The sequence below is a fragment of the Antarcticibacterium flavum genome (assembly GCF_006159205.1).
GTDB lineage: Bacteria > Bacteroidota > Bacteroidia > Flavobacteriales > Flavobacteriaceae > Gillisia > Gillisia flava.
This window is the reverse complement of sequence record NZ_CP040812.1, coordinates 2449738-2467780: the sequence shown is the minus strand read 5'-3', so window position 1 is coordinate 2467780 and position 18043 is coordinate 2449738. Positions and strand designations below refer to the sequence as shown.

General features: G+C 42.6%; 15 protein-coding genes. 6 read left to right on the top strand and 9 right to left on the bottom strand.

The window, feature by feature from the left end; translation table 11 throughout:
* Positions 1-13 precede the first annotated feature (13 nt).
* Together radA and FHG64_RS10460 are read left to right on the top strand one after the other, a co-directional pair.
* Positions 14-1378 (top strand): DNA repair protein RadA, encoded by a 1365-nt coding sequence (gene radA, locus FHG64_RS10465; protein WP_139066354.1) that lies wholly within the window; start codon positions 14-16, stop codon positions 1376-1378.
* A 43-nt stretch (positions 1379-1421) separates the two neighbouring features.
* Positions 1422-2561 (top strand): M23 family metallopeptidase, encoded by a 1140-nt coding sequence (locus FHG64_RS10460; protein WP_139066353.1) that lies wholly within the window; start codon positions 1422-1424, stop codon positions 2559-2561.
* Here the strand turns inward: FHG64_RS10460 and FHG64_RS10455 are convergent.
* Entirely contained in the window at positions 2558-3589 is a 1032-nt protein-coding gene (locus FHG64_RS10455; protein ID WP_139066352.1) for an NADP(H)-dependent aldo-keto reductase, read from the bottom strand. The genes FHG64_RS10460 and FHG64_RS10455 overlap by 4 nt on opposite strands.
* Before the next feature lie 182 nt (positions 3590-3771).
* Here FHG64_RS10455 and FHG64_RS10450 point away from each other — a divergent pair, with 182 nt between their 5' ends.
* Positions 3772-4740, top strand: a complete 969-nt coding sequence (locus FHG64_RS10450; RefSeq protein WP_139066351.1) for a carbohydrate kinase family protein — start codon at positions 3772-3774, stop codon at positions 4738-4740.
* 50 nt (positions 4741-4790) lie between these two features.
* Here FHG64_RS10450 and FHG64_RS10445 read toward each other — a convergent pair whose 3' ends face one another.
* From FHG64_RS10445 to FHG64_RS10425, 5 genes are all read right to left on the bottom strand, one after another.
* Positions 4791-5747, bottom strand: a complete 957-nt coding sequence (locus tag FHG64_RS10445) for an OmpA family protein (RefSeq protein ID WP_139066350.1) — start codon at positions 5745-5747, stop codon at positions 4791-4793.
* An 18-nt stretch (positions 5748-5765) separates the two neighbouring features.
* Positions 5766-6530, bottom strand: a complete 765-nt coding sequence (locus tag FHG64_RS10440; protein WP_139066349.1) for an exodeoxyribonuclease III — start codon at positions 6528-6530, stop codon at positions 5766-5768.
* A 71-nt stretch (positions 6531-6601) separates the two neighbouring features.
* The gene (locus FHG64_RS10435; RefSeq protein ID WP_139066348.1) at positions 6602-9571 is read right to left on the bottom strand and encodes a T9SS type A sorting domain-containing protein; all 2970 of its coding nucleotides are present in this window, start codon (positions 9569-9571) and stop codon (positions 6602-6604) included.
* A 120-nt stretch (positions 9572-9691) separates the two neighbouring features.
* Entirely contained in the window at positions 9692-11227 is a 1536-nt protein-coding gene (locus tag FHG64_RS10430) for a glycine--tRNA ligase (protein WP_139066347.1), read from the bottom strand.
* A gap of 66 nt (positions 11228-11293) precedes the next feature.
* A complete protein-coding gene (locus FHG64_RS10425) occupies positions 11294-12175 on the bottom strand; it encodes a hypothetical protein (RefSeq protein WP_139066346.1) in 882 nt (293 codons plus the stop codon).
* A gap of 64 nt (positions 12176-12239) precedes the next feature.
* Between FHG64_RS10425 and FHG64_RS10420 the strand changes: the two genes are divergently transcribed.
* Both FHG64_RS10420 and FHG64_RS10415 read left to right on the top strand, forming a co-directional pair.
* The gene (locus FHG64_RS10420; protein ID WP_139066345.1) at positions 12240-12920 is read left to right on the top strand and encodes a ComF family protein; all 681 of its coding nucleotides are present in this window, start codon (positions 12240-12242) and stop codon (positions 12918-12920) included.
* A gap of 43 nt (positions 12921-12963) precedes the next feature.
* Positions 12964-14571, top strand: a complete 1608-nt coding sequence (locus tag FHG64_RS10415) for an Ig-like domain-containing protein (protein WP_139066344.1) — start codon at positions 12964-12966, stop codon at positions 14569-14571.
* Here FHG64_RS10415 and FHG64_RS10410 read toward each other — a convergent pair.
* Positions 14558-15337 carry a nitrilase family protein gene (locus FHG64_RS10410; RefSeq protein WP_139066343.1) on the bottom strand — a complete coding sequence of 260 codons (780 nt, stop codon included), beginning with the start codon at positions 15335-15337 and terminating at the stop codon, positions 14558-14560. The genes FHG64_RS10415 and FHG64_RS10410 overlap by 14 nt on opposite strands.
* Positions 15338-15523: 186 nt before the next feature.
* Here FHG64_RS10410 and FHG64_RS10405 point away from each other — a divergent pair, with 186 nt between their 5' ends.
* Positions 15524-16051 (top strand): DUF1440 domain-containing protein, encoded by a 528-nt coding sequence (locus FHG64_RS10405; protein ID WP_139066342.1) that lies wholly within the window; start codon positions 15524-15526, stop codon positions 16049-16051.
* On the opposite strand, the gene FHG64_RS10400 is transcribed toward FHG64_RS10405, so the two are convergent.
* On the bottom strand, positions 16035-17189 hold the full coding sequence (locus tag FHG64_RS10400; RefSeq protein ID WP_139066341.1) for a methionine aminotransferase: 1155 nt from the start codon (positions 17187-17189) through the stop codon (positions 16035-16037). The genes FHG64_RS10405 and FHG64_RS10400 overlap by 17 nt on opposite strands.
* A 77-nt stretch (positions 17190-17266) precedes the next feature.
* Positions 17267-18010, bottom strand: coding sequence for a succinate dehydrogenase/fumarate reductase iron-sulfur subunit (locus tag FHG64_RS10395; protein WP_139066340.1), 744 nt, complete (start codon positions 18008-18010; stop codon positions 17267-17269).
* Positions 18011-18043: the final 33 nt, after the last annotated feature.

Sequence of the window (18043 nt, the reverse complement as noted above, 5' to 3'; positions counted from 1 at the left end):
CTTTAACACCTGTATGGCAAAAACCAAAACTACCTTTTACTGTCAAAATTGTGGAACCCAACATTCCAAATGGCAGGGACAATGCAGTTCCTGTAAAGAATGGAATACTCTTGTAGAAGAGGTAATTCAAAAACCAGATCAAAAGGACTGGAAACCACAGGCGGCAAGGGAGGTAAAAAGAACTGCAAAACCCTTACGCATTGCAGAGATCGAAATTGGCAGCCAGCCCAGGTTAAACACCAATAATTCAGAATTAAACCGGGTGCTGGGCGGTGGCCTTGTACCCGGTTCTTTAACGCTCCTGGGTGGGGAGCCCGGGATTGGAAAGAGTACGCTCCTGCTCCAAATCTCTCTTCATTTAAACCAAAAAACGCTCTATGTTTCAGGCGAAGAGAGCCAGCAACAAATTAAGATGCGGGCAGAACGTATCAATCCAAATCCGGCAAATTGCTATATTCTTACCGAGACGAAAACGCAGAATATCTTCAGGCAAATTGAAGAGCTTCAGCCGGAAATCGTTATTATTGATTCTATACAAACCCTGCATACAGATTATATCGAGAGCTCCCCGGGAAGCATATCCCAAATACGGGAATGCACTGCAGAATTAATAAAATATGCCAAGGAAACAGGGGTCCCGGTGATCCTTATTGGCCATATAACCAAAGAAGGCAGTATTGCCGGGCCAAAGGTCCTGGAGCATATGGTAGATACGGTGCTGCAATTTGAAGGAGATCGTAATCACGTATATAGAATTTTGCGGGCCCATAAGAATAGATTTGGCTCAACCCATGAATTAGGCATCTATGAGATGCAGGGAAGCGGGTTGAGGGAAGTCTCCAACCCATCAGAGATCCTTATTTCTAAAAATGATGAAGGGCTTAGCGGTACCGCCATAGCAGCTACCCTGGAGGGAATGCGGCCGTTGATGATCGAGATCCAGGCGCTGGTAAGCTCTGCAGTGTACGGCACCCCACAACGATCTGCTACCGGGTATAATGCCAAGAGGCTTAATATGCTCCTTGCAGTGCTTGAAAAACGAGCAGGCTTTAGACTTGGAGCAAAAGATGTATTCCTTAATATTACAGGAGGTATAACCGTAGACGATCCTGCAATAGATCTTGCAGTTATAGCAGCTATACTTTCATCCAATGAAGATATCACTATTGAAAAAGATATTTGTTTTGCTGCTGAAGTTGGACTTGCCGGTGAAATAAGACCAGTGACCCGTGCCGATCAAAGAATATCTGAAGCAGAAAAACTTGGATTTGCCACTATTATGGTCTCAAAACAAACTAAGCTTCCTGCCACAAATTACACGATCCGTGTCCAAAAAGTAGCAAAAATTGAAGATGTGGTGAGTTATCTTTTCGGCTAAAAATGGCATAATTCCTGCTTAAGTATGGGAAAGAAAAAGATCGATGAAGAGATTGATAATCATACCTTTACTACTTATTTTTGTTTTTTTAAGCGGTTGTTCCCAACTTAACCGGGCTAAAGACCTGGTGACAAATCCTACAGCCAGGGAACGTTATCAACGGGATTTTAACATCTCCAGTGATTTGTTCCAAATTTGGGAAGAACAGGCACGGCTGGCCTTGAGTGATAGCATACAAATTGAATTACCCTATTTGCAAACCGGACGTTTTCTGCCTAAATCATTCCAGGTATATTCCTATAATGTTCAATTAAACCCCGGCGAAAGGATAGATATAGCAGTTGAGCCAGATAGCGCCTCCTCCCTTGTTTTTATTGATCTCTTTGTGCGGGAAAATGATTCAGTAGCTGCTTATAGGAAAGTTACCGGAACGGAATACGACAAGCGCTACCTAAGGAATGAGATAAAGGAACCCGGGCTTTACAAAATTGTAATTCAGCCTGAAATAAATGCGAACTCTGCTTTTAGCATCAAAATGAGGAAGTCCTCTGTGTATGATTTTCCGGTGGCAGGAGGTGCCAATAAGAATATTCAGAGCTTGTGGGGAGCCTCCCGGGATGGAGGCAGGAGAAGCCATGAGGGCATCGATATTTTTGCACTCAGAGGTACCCCTGTCATTGCCGCCACAAATGGCCGTATAACATCATCAGGAGAAAGGGGATTGGGTGGGAAACAGGTATGGCTTAGAGATACAGAGCGAGGCCAATCCCTTTATTATGCCCACCTGGACAGTATTGCTCCCCTGGGAAATTCCCGCGTAAAAAAGGGAGACACCCTTGGGTTTGTAGGTAATACAGGTAATGCAAGAACAACTGCCCCGCATTTGCATTTCGGAATTTACAAGGGATATAGTGGCGCAATAGACCCTCTGTCTTTTGTATATCAAATTCCTGAACCTGATTTTGCAGTGGCCACCGTGGACACTCTGGTGCAGGACAGGCTGGTGACAAGGACCACTTCAAATCTTAGAGACCAACCCACCACCAGGAATTCCAGGATCATAGGAAATCTAACAGCACAGGATACCCTGCAAATGCTTGGTAAGGCAAAAGAATGGTTCCATATACGAACTGCTCAAAAACAGGCTGCTTTCATACACGAAAGCCTTGTGAGCCCAATTTAAGGAGCAGGGTTAGGGATTGCGGCATGGACCTCATTAATTTCTGAAATTACTTCAGGGCTTAAATTTACATCGACACTATCTATATTCTCCTTTAATTGCTCCAAACTGGTAGCCCCTATGATCGTACTGGTAACAAAGGGTTGCATTTGCACAAATGCCAGGGCCATTTGAGCAGGGGAAAGGTTAAAACGATCGGCTATTTCAAAATACCGGGCAGTGGCCTCTACCGCCTTTTTATTTGAGTAGCGTTTATAATTTGTAAACAAGGTAAGGCGGGCATTTTTGGGCGCAGCATTTAAATATTTGCCTGTTAGGGTCCCCATGCCTAATGGGGAATACGGGAACAAGCCTATCTCCTCCCGCTGTAAAACCTCTGTCAACCCAATTTCATCTTTTCTGTTCAACAGGCTATATGGATTTTGAACTGTGGATATTTTGGGTGCACCTTTTCTGGTCTCCTCCATGCATCTCATAACTCCGTAGGGAGTTTCATTGGACAAACCTATATGCCTAATCTTCCCGGCTTTGACAAATTCCTGGAGGTTAAATAACACTTCTTTAAAATCGTCCTGCCATTTCTCTTCATTCCATTCATAATCCAGTTTACCAAAGAAATTTGTTTCTCTCACAGGCCAGTGCAGTTGATAAAGATCTATATAATCTGTTTGTAATCTTTTCAGGCTTTTATGCAGTGCGTCCTGCAGTGCCTCTTTTTTAAAATTAAGATTCGGTCTTATATGCGCCATAGCCCTTCCCGGGCCGGCGATCTTGGAAGCCAGGACTACCTTTTCACGCTTGCCGTGGTTTTTGAACCATGTGCCTATGATCTCCTCGGTTCTACCCTGTGTTTCTTCATTGGCTGGAACAGGATACATCTCTGCCGTATCCAGGAAATTTACCCCCTCCTCCAATGCAAAATCGATTTGGCTGTGACCTTCGGCTTCTGTATTTTGCTCGCCCCAGGTCATTGTTCCAAGGCAAATTGTGCTTACTTCTATATCGGTTTGAGGTAATTTTGTATACTTCATTGTATTATCCTGTTTCTTGATTTTTCTAATATAAAGATGGGATTTTACTTTCTCCTCATCTAAAGCATCAAAAATAAAGAGCTTTTTGTTATATTTAGAATTAATAGGGTTCTCATTTCAGAATTCCTGTTATTTAGAGATCATGTGTAATTAGTATCTCTTGAATTCAACACCCTGATTTTATGAAGAAGATAGCAGTTTTAGGCCCTGTCCCCCGCGATACCATTATAACTTATAAAAATGAAACAATCCACAAATATGGGTGTGTAACCCATCCAGCCATAGCCCTTTCACGGCTTATGGAGGATCGTGGCCGGGTGGAAGTCATCTCCCATATTCATCAAAAGGACAAAGAGGCCGTTAAGGATCTTTTCTCAGAATTTCAAAATGTAAATCTACAGGGTATTGATGCAGACCAGGACAGGGGAACGGTTATAGAATTACGGTTTACAGATCAAAATAACAGGCTTGAAAAACAAACAGCTTTTATGAATCCTATCCTGCCGCAGGATGTGGAACCATTCCTGGATTCCAATGTATTTATTTTTGTTCCTATAACAGATTTTGAAATATCCCTTAGCACCTTGCGGCATATTAAGGAAAACAGTAAGGGTTTAATCATCTTTGATGCTCACGGCCCTACTACTTCTCTTAATATCAATGGTACACGAGAAAGAAAATTTTGGGTAGACCGTGATGAATGGCTGCCTTACATAGATGTGCTAAAAATGAATTTGGAGGAGTCGCAGTGCTGCTGGTTTAAAAACGAATACAGCCAGGAAGAAATGGGGAAATATAATGAAGAGGACACCAGCCATCTTGCAGATTTTGCCGAACATGTCCTGGATAATGGGGTGAGCGTTCTTTATGTCACCCTGGATGCCAGAGGATGCGTTTGTTACACCCGTCAAAATGGAAAAACCCAAAAAAAATTTATAAAATCTGTCCCTGTGGAGGAGGTTGTAGACACCACCGGTTGTGGGGATTCTTTTGCCGGAGGTTTGGGATATGGTTTTGCCTTTCATAATGACCCTGTAAAAGCGGCTCAATATGCCAATACCCTGGGAGCTTTAAGGACCCAGGGAAAAACCTATGAAGTTTTTAAAAACCTTGAAGAAACCGAAGCCATAATGGCTGAAAACTATTCCTGATATTTCTTATGGTCGGGTAAGTTTTAATAAACAGCTATTCTTCTGGGATATTACTCTATCTCATTAAGCATCTGGCTTATTTCATCTAACTTTGGAGTAAGGATTACCTCAATTCTACGATTCTTAGCTTTCCCCTCTGCCGTTTCATTTGAAGCTACAGGGGCATATTCGCCTCTTCCTGCCGCTGTTAAATTTTGGGGATCTATCCTGTTGTTCTCACGAAGAATTTGCACGATCGAAGTTGCACGTTTGGTTGAAAGGTCCCAGTTATCTTGTAGCTGGCCACTGCCTCCATAGGGAACATTATCTGTATGCCCTTCAATTAGTACGGCTATATCAGGGTTTTGAGCCAGGACTTCTCCCAACTGTTGAACAGCCCTTCTTCCTTCAGCATTAACGGCCCAGCTACCGGAACTAAAAAGGAGCTTATTTTCCATAGAAACGTAAACCTTACCATCGCGTTGCTCCACAGTAAGACCTTTTCCCTCAAAGTTTGTTAGCGCATTGGAAACAGCAGTTTTAAGAGCATTCATTTTTGCATCCTTGGCCGCAATAAGGTTTTCCAGCTCATCAATCCTGCTGGACCTGGCTGCAAGGTCTTTTTGCAATTTTTCCAGGCGCGCCTGTTCTGCTGCCAGTTTATTTTCCTTTTCATCCAATTGAGCAATAAGCTCCCTGTTTCTCCTTGAGTTTTCAGCAAGGGCGGTAGAACTATTGGCTTCCAGGGCATCATAAGATTCCGTTAGACTTTTATATCTTGCCCTGCTATTTTCCAGTTCCTGTTGAAGTTGATCGCGTTCTGCCTGGAGCCTGTCATATTGTTCTTGCAGCGATGCCAGGTCGCTTTCTCCCTTTGCACGGGTTTCTCTAAGGTCATTGTTTAATCTTTGATTTCGGTTTTCCAGATTCTCATACCTGGACTGTAATTCCTTGTGTGCTTTTGATGAAACACAGGAGGTAAATAATAAGCCTGAGAGCAAAAAGCTCAATATGATTCTTGTTGACATATTAAGTAGAATTAAATTTTAATGTTCAATTTCCAAAAGAACAGGGCAGTGGTCGCTGTGCATGGCATCTGGAAGAATTACCGCCCTTTTTAACCTGTCGGCAAGTGGTTCTGCCACTAGGTTATAATCTATTCTCCATCCTTTATTATTATTCCGTGCATTTGCTCTGTAGCTCCACCAGGAGTAATGATCACCATCTTCGTTAAAATGCCTGAAAGAATCTATAAAACCACTTTTCATAAAGCTGTCTATCCATTCCCTCTCCACTGGAAGAAATCCGGAAGTGTTTTGCAGCCTTACCGGGTCGTGGATATCAATTGCCCGGTGGCATATATTATAATCACCGCAAATTATAAGGTTTGGAACCTCCAGCTTTAGTTGATCTACATAACGCTGGAAATCTGCCATGTATTGTAGTTTATGTTCCAGCCTGTTGATGTTGGTGCCAGATGGAAGATAAAGGCTCATTACAGAAAAGTTCTCAAAATCTACGCGCAGGTTACGGCCCTCAAAATCCATATAATCGATCCCGGTACCGTATTCTATATGTTCCGGTTCATGTTTGCTTAGAATAGCTACTCCACTATAACCTTTTTTAGTTGCCGGATACCAGTAGTGATAGGGGTATCCTGCTTCTTCAAAAATATCCAGGTCGAGTTGTTCCGGCGTGGCTTTTATTTCCTGAAGGCAAACTATATCTGGATTGGCCTGTTGCAACCAGTCCATAAACCCTTTTCGAATAGCTGCCCGTATTCCATTAACGTTGTAAGAAATTATTTTCATGGGGGTATTTTAATTCCCCAAAAATAAGCATTACCTCATGGTTTTAATAATTCCAACGTATTAAAATACCACTATTTTACAAGGAAACGTTTTACCTTTCCTACTTCCCTGGTACCAATTCTAAGTAAGTACACTCCCGTAGCGGCATAGGACATATCAAATTCATAAAGGTATCCCCTGCCTGTACTTTCAACCTGGTTTTCTATTAATTTTTGGCCAAGAAGGTTGTGGACGGTAACCCTAAGCGGACGATCAAAATCTGTTTCCAGAAAAACCCTGAAAACACCATTCCCCTGCTCTGCGATCTCCAGCCTTGCTTCGTTAAGCAAAAAGTCGTCCAGGGAAAGACTACTGTCAATTATCCTTACACTATAATCATGAGTGGAACCATACTCCATAACACTACAGGGATCATTTAGGTCTCCTGAGAAAGTTACATCTCCACCTCTTACTCGCATAAGATGTTCCCCAAGTGCAGCGTTGGCAGGAAGATCCAATTCATATTCATGCCAGGTGTTGGCACTTGGGATGACAGCACTGGATATTAATCTTTCCTCTTCATCAAAGACCCCATTGTCATTAAAATCTATCCAAAGTGAGAATTGCTCATCCTGCGGGGAGTCATAAAGGGTTTTAACCCTTACAATATATGTGCCCTGTGCCCGGTCCAAATCTGTGGAATATTGAATAAAATCGGCATAGCCATCTACACATGGTATTCTCTCATTAAGGATACCTGCAAGTTCAAAAGAATGGATCCCATCCCCGTGTGAAGTACAATCTGATCCAGTTGGAATACAATCCAGGTTCGCAACAGAAGTTGAAAACGCATCATTGGCGGGAATAGCATCCCCTTCCAGCATCGTTTCAGCAGTTATCCTGAATCTTCCAAAAGCTGAAAGATTTGCTGTGCGCGAAAAAGTATATACCGCATTCTGGCCCACAGGAATTGTTCCCGGGAAAACTTCTCTTACCCTTATATTATTTTCCAGCATATATGCAACCGGAATATTAGACTGGGGTTCCCCTCCAAAATTCTCTATCGTGATGGTCACTTCCTCTGCACTTGTTAACTCAAGTCCTGTCTTAGGAGCATCTATTGATGTCACACCCACATCTTTGGGAAAAAGGTTTCTTACTGTTGTCGTATACTCATCATTCTCGTCATTTTCATCTCCCGGGAGAAAAGTTTGAGCTGTAATTTCATAATCTGTTCCTATTTCCCCAAGGTTTGCAGTAGTAGAGAATGTGAATTCTACAGAGCTTGTTCCTGGCACTGTTCCCGTAAACATTTCGGTAACCGGTTCTCCCCCTTCGACAGCATAACTCACCTGGAAATTTGACTGGGCATTTGTTCCGAAATTTCTTATGACCACCGTGATCTCTTCAGCATTTGAAAGCGTGGCGTTTCGAGGTGCTACAAGTCCTATAACTCCTACATCATTCGTGAAATCTGGTGCGAGCTTAAAAACCCCTACCCTGTTGCGGCGGTCTACACCCTCAAAATATTCACCATTATGCCAAAAGGTTACATCATCCAGCGGGTCCAGCACCAGGTGGGCATAATCGCCATACCTGGAGGAGGGATTGGGACTAAGGCCCTCCACAATTGTGGTTTCCTCTACCGTCATTACCCCGGGAGGATCTGTTGCATACCTGCCGGTGTATCTTATAGAAGGATAGATAGGAGTCTCTGGACTGTCATCCAGTACTGTAAAGCCTAATCCTATATTACCTTCGCGGTCCATACCTATACTGCCGCTAAACCTGTCACTTTTATCTGGGGCGTAGGTACCTTCCTGGAAGACGTCCCAGGGTTCTCCATCACCTGCCTGCCTTAGCTCATACCAACGGATCCCGGCATGTTCTGCAGCAGTTGGATCTATGTCTACCACAAAATTAAGAACTACAGAATTATGGGTTGGGAATCTCCTGTACTGTGTCATGTACATCATGGTAGCCTGCAGGGCATCAAGATCTGGTGCGCTGCCAGGCTGTGCGAGATTAGAGAAGGCACCTCCATCAAAAGTCGCAATAAAAGGGCTTACCCCCTGAGCGGCTCCAAGTTCCTGATGTTCCTGTATGGTAGAAAGTCCGGGGGAAGTCCAGTTCATATTGATGTTCCAAAGCTTTAAGTGATCCTCAGAGACTCCTGCCCAGGAATCATCCTGCATATAGATAACAGGAGAATTTCCCCGGGGAGGCAATTCCCCGCCCATTGCGTGAAAACCAGCGGGGCTGTAGAACCCGTTTGTATTTATCCCGGGCAACGGGAAACCTACAACCTGGGCAGTTTCCCCCTGCAGCATCCTGTCCCTTTCAAAAACATATACCACCTGGCTTGTGCTGGCGGTCCTGGAATTCTTATTAGTGGTAACATAATACCCGTCACTCCATACAGAGATCTTAGGGTAGTCTGGCAATGCCCCATTGGTAGTAAAGCGGTAAGTATACCATCCATCATTCACGGGGTCTGGCCCCCGGGAAACGGCAACCAAAAAACTTTCTGGGGTATCACTAAACTGGGTGATCAAAAACCTGTCGGCAAACTCATCATACAGGATGATGGGATCACCCAGGGTCTCATTTGTAAATTCTCCTCCAATACTCGCCAGTGATGCCGGCGGGACTATTTGGTTTCCATTCTTATCAAATATTGAGAATGCAGAGTTCCAACCATTGACATAATGATTGGGCCCTGCAGCGCCCGTAGGATCTGTAGGTGTTGAACGCGAGGATGCAGCATCAAAGGAAAGAATAGTCGCTTTGGATGGCAATTCTCCCGGCTCTGCCTGCCGCGTGGGATCCATTGTTTTAGGCAATCCTTTCCCCGGAACCACTTGATTAATACCTCTGTTACGAGGGTTTACTATTTTAAACTCTGTAGAAGGCGGAATTAATTTCTTTTTTGAAATAGCTGAAACCGGAACAGCCCTTGCCGAATCCAAATATACCGGCCCGGATACTTCCCTTTCCTGTGCAGTAGCCTGTAGTACAATAAAGAAAATGCTTAAGGACAGAATGAGTTTAAATCTTTTCATAATTAAAAATAAGGAGCTGCTTAAGAATTGAGTGTCTAAAAATAGGCATTTAATAAAACTTAAAAGAGGCAATTAAATGAATAATTGCCTCTCCTACCTAGTTAAAAATATTATAAAATTCTATTCAAACCATTTACGAAAGTCCACTTCTTCCTTTATAATGGTATATAATTCCTCAATTTTGACCCGTTTTTGCTCCATACTATCCCTGTACCTTACTGTCACGGTGTTATCTTCAAGAGAATCATGGTCTACTGTTATACAAAGGGGAGTACCTGCTGCATCCTGTCTACGGTATCTCCTTCCAATTGCATCTTTTTCATCATACTGCACCTGGAAATCCCATTTAAGCTCATCTATAATCTTTTGAGCAAGTTCAGGCAGTCTATCTTTCTTTACCAAAGGCAGAATTGCAGCTTTGGTAGGAGCAAGAACAGCCGGTAATTTTAATACGGTTCTTGAAGAACCATCCTCCAGGGTCTCTTCTATCAATGACGAAGAAAGTACTGCGAGGAACATCCTGTCAAGTCCAATAGATGTTTCAATAACGTAAGGAACATAATTCTCATTAAGCTCGGGGTCAAAGAACCTTAATTTCCTGCCCGAATGCTCTTCGTGAGCCTTGAGGTCAAAATCTGTCCTGGAATGTATCCCTTCCAGTTCTTTGAAGCCAAATGGGAAGTCAAATTCAATATCGGCCGCAGCATTTGCATAATGAGCTAATTTTTCGTGGTCGTGAAAACGGTAATTTTCTTTCCCGAGTTTTAGGGAGTAATGCCATTTTATGCGTTGTTCCTTCCAGTGTTCATACCACTTCATTTCATCTCCCGGTCTAACGAAAAATTGCATCTCCATTTGTTCAAACTCCCGCATTCTGAAAATAAACTGCCTGGCAACGATCTCATTTCTGAAAGCTTTTCCTGTTTGAGCAATCCCGAATGGAATTTTCATCCTACCCGTTTTTTGGACATTGGAAAAGTTCACAAAGATCCCCTGTGCTGTTTCGGGTCTCAAATAAAGATCTGAAGAAGATTCAGCTGAAGCTCCCAGTTTTGTTCCGAACATAAGGTTAAACTGCCTTACTTCTGTCCAGTTTTTTGAACCGGTCTCAGGATCTGCGATCTCCAGCTCCTCAATTAAAGCTTTAACATCTTTAAGATCTTCCCTGGTTAGTGAATCGGCAAGCCGGGAAAGGATCTCCTGTCTTTGTCCCAGATATCTTTTCACACGGTCGTTTGTAGCAACAAACTGCTCCTCATCAAACGCATCGCCAAATCGCTTGCGGGCTTTCTCAATTTCTTTTTGTGCCTTTTGAAGAAGCTTCTCTGCATAATCCTCCACCAGCACATCTGCCCGGTAACGCTTTTTGGAATCCTTATTATCGATCAAGGGATCGTTAAACGCATCCACGTGCCCGGAAGCTTTCCAGGTCTTGGGATGCATAAGGATTGCAGCGTCCAGCCCTACAATGTTCTGGTTCATTTGCACCATGCTCTTCCACCAGTAATCCCTTATATTCTTTTTAAGTTCTGCACCGTTTTGTCCATAATCATAAACAGCACTTAAACCATCATAGATTTCGCTTGAACCGAATATATACCCATACTCCTTAGCATGGGATATCACATTTTTAAAAAGATCTTCTTGTTTTGCCATAGCGCAAAAATAAAAAAACCGCCTCGATTAAGGTCAAGGCGGCTGTTATTATTTAATAAATATTAATTATCTCAAATCGAAAGAGGAAGTACCAATCAATTGTGGACCGGCATAAACATACACCTTGTAGGTACCGGCTACAAGCCTGTCACTGTCTGTATTGGAAAGTATACAAACGTCCAGCTCCTCGTTCTCATAATAGATCTTGGAGGCTGCACTGTAAACCATCACCCCGCCGTCGTGCTGTACGGCAATTTGATCTCCAACAAGTTCATTCTCGGGGTTATATACCTGTACGTACATATTTTTCTCACCTGCTTCTGCCAGTGCATTTTCTGTTACTGTGAAACAGGTTCTAATTTGGTCTATTCTTCTTGTGCGGTCATTTTCTACCAACCTTCCGCTATTCCTAACGATCACACCTTCTCCCCTAAGGGATGTAACCTTAAGCTGTGCAGCCCGGTCAACTTTTGTAGATAGGTTTTGATTTGTTTGCTGAAGGGAATCGGACATACGGGTACGTTCTGCCAGGACCATGTTCGTACTGTCTATTGCAGTAGAAAGCATTCTGTTCTGGTTACTAAGGCTATCAACAACCCTGAAAAGCCTGTCCTTTTCATTCCTAAGTGAAGTTATTTCCCTTCTGTACCTGGAGATCAAAACGAGATTGGCCTCAGCATCCTTTACTGAATCAAGCAGGACATTGATCCTTTGCCTGGCATCCACCAAATTTTGGTCCATGACCTCATTGGTGGCAATAGCCTCATCATATTTGATAATAAGATCATTAAGCTCATCCTCTATTACAGCTTTTTCGCGCTGCAGGATCTCTTTATTCTCCTTTTCTTCATTATAAAATTTAACCGTGTATATCCCCAGCGCAATAAGAGCTACGGCTAAGATACCGGTTAAGATCTTCAATGCGGTATTACTTTTGTTTTCGGTCATAATAAATGTTAATTTAGTTTGTAAATTTATAGGAATCTGAATTGAAGTTACAATTCATTAACATATGTTTCACGATTTAATTAATTTATTTTATCCAAGATTGTGCAGCATTTGTGAGCAGGAGCTGGTAAAGAATGAACCTGTTATATGCGCAAAGTGTATCCACGACCTGCCGGTGACCACTTACCACCTTAACAACGAGAATCCCGTGAAAAAAGTATTTTACGGCCGGGTAGAGGTAGAAAACGCAACTGCACTTTTGGAATTTCATAAGAAAAGTGGGGTCCAAAAATTGATCCATCAGCTTAAATATAAAGGACAACAGGAAATAGGAACATTCCTTGGACAGTGGATGGCGGCCCAAATATTGGAAAATAGCACTTTTCCGGGAGTGGAAATGGTGATCCCGGTTCCCCTGCACAGGAAAAAATTAAAGCACCGAGGCTATAACCAGGTAGAGAAATTCGGCAGAGAAATAAGCCTTGCCTTGCAGATGCCATATATAGATACGGCTTTGGTTAAAAAATCCTTCTCCTCCACCCAAACTATTAAAGCACGCCTGGCGCGCTGGGGCAACATGGAAGAAAGTTTTGTCCTGGCAGATCCTGGAGTTGTAGCTAACCGGCATATCCTACTTGTAGATGATATCATCACTACGGGAGCTACCCTGGAAGCCTGCGCAAGCGTATTAAAAGAGGCCGGGGGTGTTAAAATAAGTGTGGCCACAATGGCCATTGCCTGGTAACATTGGAAAAAATTGTTTCTTTGTATCTCAATCCCGGTACTTAATGAAATATTTTAGTAAGCTTTTATTCCTACTTATCCTCATTCTTAGCCTGGCGCAGTGTGCTAAACGGGGAACCCCCACGGGTGGAGAGATCGATATGGAGCCTCCAAAATTCATAAGAGCTACTCCAGAGAATTATTCCACCAATTTTAAAAGGGATGAGATAAGGATCTACTTTGATGAATATATAAAACTGGAAAAACCCCAGGAGCAGTTGATCATATCACCGCCAATGGATCCTAAACCGGAGATCACCCCAATGGGTAGCCCTCAAAAGTATATAAGAATAAGGATCACAGATACGCTACAAGAGAACACAACCTACGTATTTAATTTTGGAAATAGTGTAGTAGACAATAATGAGGGGAATCCCCTTCCTTTCTTTAAATATGTTTTTTCTACAGGAAGTTATATCGATTCCCTAACTGTCAAAGGAACGGTAGCAGATGCGACTTTAAAAGAACCTGAAACTTTTATATCTGTCATGTTATACGAAAGAGATGAAAATTTTACAGATTCCCTCGTATATAAACAACCTCCACGCTATATTACCAATACGCTTGACAGTTTGCAAAGCTTTGAATTAACCAACCTTAAAGAAGGTACGTATCAACTTGTAGCCGTCAAGGACCGTAATAATAATTTCCGGTATGATCCAGGCAGAGAAAAAATAGGATTTATTGAGCAACCTGTAACGGTCCCTACAGACACTTCTTATAACCTTGTACTTTTTAGAGAAATACAGCCTTTCCAGCCCGAAAGGCCAAAACAACTTGCGGGAAATAAGCTCTTGTTGGGTTACAGAGGAAGAGCTTTGCCAGACAGCTTAAGAATTGAACCCATCACCAATGTACCAGACAATTTTGAGTACAGGTTTACCAGGGTCCCAGATAAAGATAGTTTACACGTTTGGATCAAACCACAACTGGAGGTGGATAGCTTAAAATTCAGGCTGGTAAGCCAAAACCGGGTGGATACCTTGCTAACAAGGATTACCAGCATGGCAGCAGACACTTTACAAATCACTCCTGAACCTTCAGGAACCCTTGATTTCGGTAAAAATATCATCCTTCGCTCCAATACCCCGCTGGAATCACAAAACAGCGAAAGAATTTCTGTGATGGACCGGGATTCTGTCAATGTTGAGTTCACCACTGAACTGCGACCGGATAATGCTGTAGCTGTAATCTTCCCAAAGCAGGAAAGCCAAACCTACAGGCTCACCGTTCTGCCGGGTGCTTTACAGGATTTCTACGGCTCTACTAATGATACCATCCAACGTTCTTTTAAAACAAAGGCATTTTCAGAATATGGCAATGTTACGGTAAACCTTTCCAACGTTGCAAGTTTCCCAATCATAGTGCAGCTTACAGATGAGAAAGGTGTAGTTAAGGCTGAAAAATATTCTACCTCTGAGACCAGCATAAGATTTGAGTATCTAAACCCCGGTAATTTCCTGCTGCGTGTGATCTATGACAGAAATGAGAATGGGGTATGGGATACAGGAAATTATCTCGAAAAACGAGCTCCTGAAGAGATCATCTATTTTCCTGAACCTCTGGATGTAAGGCCAAACTGGGATGTGAATCAACCCTTTAATTTAAGGTAAAGGAATCCCGGTCCTGCAGGAATTTCAATTTATTTCGAGTTTCTATTAGGCTGTCCCTGTCTATAGAAACGACTTCGGTGAATTCTTCCTTACGATTATGATCAAATAAACTTTTGCCAAGGCAATCATATATTGCGGTATGGCCATTATAGTTATATTCATTCCCGTCTTTCCCGGTTCGGTTCACACCTATACACCAGGCCATATTCTCTATCGCACGGGCCTGTAGCAGGGTATCCCAGGCATGTATCCTGGTTTCGGGCCAGTTGGCAACATAGATCAAAAGATCATAGTTTACCGTATTCCTCGCCCATACCGGGAAACGTAAGTCATAACAAATAAGGGGGCATATTTTCCAGCCTTTGTATTCTACTATTAATCTTTCCTTACCTGCGGTATATGTTTGATCTTCTTTTGCAAGTGTGAAGGTGTGTTTCTTGTCATAGGTTTTATAATCCCCATTTGGGAAAATGAAGTACAGCCGATTATAGTAGTTCCCCGCTTCTTTTACAATGACACTTCCAGTCACTGCGCTATCCTTCTCCAGGGCAATTTTTTTCATCCAATCAAAAGCCGCCCCTTCGGCCTCCTCAGCAAGAGATTCGGCATTCATTGAAAAACCTGTTGTAAACATTTCAGGCAGGACAATCAAATCCACATCCTCCTTTAAAGCATTTATTCTATTAGAAAATATCTCCAGATTTTTCCTGGCATTTTCCCAGGCCAGGTCCAATTGGAGCACCGCTACATTTAAATTTTCTTTCATACTCAAATTTATAAAAAATATAGCGTTGCCTCCTAAATACTTGTTAAATGGTTGGATTGAAAAGGTAATATAAATAGTTTTAATCAAAATTGGGAGTCATACAGGCCGTTGATTCAGGAACAACAGGATAAGCTGAAACTCGTATGTCGACCCATACAACCATTAATAATTATAAAATTGCTATATATGAGATCACCTAATTTTTTTAGTCAGAAGTCTTTCGCCTCCAGCACAGCAAGAGGAGTAATAGCAGGTTTTATAGGTGGCCTGGCAGGAACTGCGATCAAGAGCCTCGTGGAGGAATTTCTCCCAGTGCGCAAGGTCGAGCAACGAAGTGCCCAGATAAAGATCGTGGATGACCTTTCAACCAAGATCACAGGGAGTCCAATAAGCACTCAAAATGAAGCCCTGGCCGAGCAGCTGGTAAGCTTTCCTTTTGGGGCAAGTATTGGAGCTGCTTATGGCTATGGAAAAAAGGACAAGGATGCCTACAACATAAGTGATGGGGTTATTCTGGGTGCATCTACCTGGGTGTCTACCCACGAAACCTCCCTTCCTATTCTTGGACTGGAGCCAAAACCTACAGATATTCCTATAAGAATGCAGATTAATGAGTTACTGGCCCACGTACTGTTTGGTATCACTACAGAGATCGTGAGAAGTGCCGTAAATGAAAAACTTAAAGGGGGTCGAGATCTTAAATCCTATGAATAATTTCTGAAGCTTTTTCCAAAGTTTCCACTGTCTTTGCAAAGCAAAATCTTAGCTGATTATTATCCCGGTTATCTATATTAAAAACTGAAATTGGTATTGTGGCAAGCTTATGTTCACTAACCAGTCTTTCAGCAAACTTCGTATCTGCCTCAGTGGTAATTTCTGAATAATCCAGTAACTGAAAATAGGTCCCTCCTGAAGGCACGGCTTTAAATCTACTGCCATCGATTAGCTCCAGGAATTTATCCCTCTTTTTCTCGTAAAATTCTGGAAGTCCAAGATAATTTTCAGGATCTTTTAAGTATTCTGCATAGGCTCTTTGCATAGGGTGATTTATACAAAAGACCTGGAATTGGTGAACTTTCCAAATTTCGGCCATAAGTTCAGCCGGGGCAACGCAATAGCCGGTTTTCCAGCCCGTATTATGAAAGGTTTTTCCAAAAGAGGCACAAATAATAGCCCGTGATGCCAGGTCGGGAAAAAGAGCAGCACTTTGATGGGTTTGGCCATCAAATATGAGATGCTCATAGACCTCATCACTTAAGAGAATGATATCTTTTCCTTTTAGGGTTTCCTCCAGGCGATGCATGTCTTCACGGGAAAGTACCGTACCTGTAGGATTATGTGGGGTATTGATGATCATCATCCTGGTCCTGGAGGTAATCTTATCTTTAACTTCCTGCCAGTCTACCTTATAGTCCTTCCCTTTTAGCTGAATGAGAACAGGAACTCCCCCATTTAATTTAATTGTAGGTTCATAACTGTCATAAGCCGGTTTTAGAACAATAACCTCATCACCTTTTCCTACAAAAGCAGTAATTGCCGAATAAATGGCCTGGGTAGCTCCATTCGTTATGGTGATCTCCCTTTCAGGATCATACTCCCTTGAATAGAGCTTACTTATTTTATTTGAGATCTGTTCCCGGAGTTCATAAACTCCGGCCATTGGAGCATATTGATTATAACCGCTATTCATGGCCCTGGTCACCAGCTCCTTTAACCTGTCATCTGTTGGAAAATCTGGAAAACCCTGGGAAAGGTCTACAGCTTTATTTTTTGCAGAAAGCCGGCTCATTTTGGAGAAAATACTTTCCTGCTGGCCTGGTAGTTTTGATGAAGGCAATGAATCTAAAGGCATAATTAAAATTTTAAATAATATGCATAAAAAAACCCGGACTGCAAAGCCCGGGAATTATATATAAGTTTCATTTAACCTTATTTAATACTTGCCTTCAGGTATTCCCTGTTCATCCTGGCGATATTCTCAAGAGAGATCTCTTTAGGACATTCTGTCTCGCAGGCACCAGTATTGGTACAGTTACCAAAACCTTCAGCATCCATTTGCTCCACCATGGCAAGAACCCGCTTTGTGGCTTCCACTTTCCCCTGTGGCAATAAAGCCATCTGGCTAACCTTGGCCGAGGTGAACAACATGGCACTGGCATTCTTACAGGCAGCCACGCAGGCTCCACAGCCAATACAGGTCGCAGCGAAGAATGCAAGATCTGCATCTTCTTTTGGAATAGGAATGGAATTGGCATCCTGGGTATTTCCGGAAGTATTCACAGATATATATCCTCCTGCCTGCTGTATCCTTTCAAAGGAACTACGGTCTACCACCAGGTCCTTAATAACGGGAAATGCCTTTGCACGAAAAGGCTCTATTACAATAGTATCCCCATCGTTGAATTTACGCATATGTAGCTGGCAGGTCGTAATTGCCCTGTCGGGTCCATGAGGTTCTCCATTTATTTGTAAACTACAGGAGCCACAGATGCCTTCCCTGCAGTCGTGATCAAACACTACAGGCTCTTCTCCCTTACCTACCAGGTCCTCATTGAGCACGTCCAGCATTTCCAGGAAAGACATATCTGGATCTACCCCACCTAATTGATAGGTTTGAATAGCTCCCTTTGCAGCGGCGTTTTTTTGACGCCATATTTTTAGTGTAAGCTTCATACTTTATGTATTGAGTAATGAGTACTGGGTATT

What these genes read in the sequence shown, in the direction of transcription:
- radA (WP_139066354.1), top strand. Translation starts at nt 14, where the DNA reads ATGGCAAAAACCAAAACTACCTTTTACTGTCAAAATTGTGGAACCCAA.
- FHG64_RS10460 (WP_139066353.1), top strand. Translation starts at nt 1,422, where the DNA reads ATGAAGAGATTGATAATCATACCTTTACTACTTATTTTTGTTTTTTTA.
- FHG64_RS10455 (WP_139066352.1), bottom strand. Translation starts at nt 3,589, where the DNA reads ATGAAGTATACAAAATTACCTCAAACCGATATAGAAGTAAGCACAATT.
- FHG64_RS10450 (WP_139066351.1), top strand. Translation starts at nt 3,772, where the DNA reads ATGAAGAAGATAGCAGTTTTAGGCCCTGTCCCCCGCGATACCATTATA.
- FHG64_RS10445 (WP_139066350.1), bottom strand. Translation starts at nt 5,747, where the DNA reads ATGTCAACAAGAATCATATTGAGCTTTTTGCTCTCAGGCTTATTATTT.
- FHG64_RS10440 (WP_139066349.1), bottom strand. Translation starts at nt 6,530, where the DNA reads ATGAAAATAATTTCTTACAACGTTAATGGAATACGGGCAGCTATTCGA.
- FHG64_RS10435 (WP_139066348.1), bottom strand. Translation starts at nt 9,571, where the DNA reads ATGAAAAGATTTAAACTCATTCTGTCCTTAAGCATTTTCTTTATTGTA.
- FHG64_RS10430 (WP_139066347.1), bottom strand. Translation starts at nt 11,227, where the DNA reads ATGGCAAAACAAGAAGATCTTTTTAAAAATGTGATATCCCATGCTAAG.
- FHG64_RS10425 (WP_139066346.1), bottom strand. Translation starts at nt 12,175, where the DNA reads ATGACCGAAAACAAAAGTAATACCGCATTGAAGATCTTAACCGGTATC.
- FHG64_RS10420 (WP_139066345.1), top strand. Translation starts at nt 12,240, where the DNA reads ATGTTTCACGATTTAATTAATTTATTTTATCCAAGATTGTGCAGCATT.
- FHG64_RS10415 (WP_139066344.1), top strand. Translation starts at nt 12,964, where the DNA reads ATGAAATATTTTAGTAAGCTTTTATTCCTACTTATCCTCATTCTTAGC.
- FHG64_RS10410 (WP_139066343.1), bottom strand. Translation starts at nt 15,337, where the DNA reads ATGAAAGAAAATTTAAATGTAGCGGTGCTCCAATTGGACCTGGCCTGG.
- FHG64_RS10405 (WP_139066342.1), top strand. Translation starts at nt 15,524, where the DNA reads ATGAGATCACCTAATTTTTTTAGTCAGAAGTCTTTCGCCTCCAGCACA.
- FHG64_RS10400 (WP_139066341.1), bottom strand. Translation starts at nt 17,189, where the DNA reads ATGCCTTTAGATTCATTGCCTTCATCAAAACTACCAGGCCAGCAGGAA.
- FHG64_RS10395 (WP_139066340.1), bottom strand. Translation starts at nt 18,010, where the DNA reads ATGAAGCTTACACTAAAAATATGGCGTCAAAAAAACGCCGCTGCAAAG.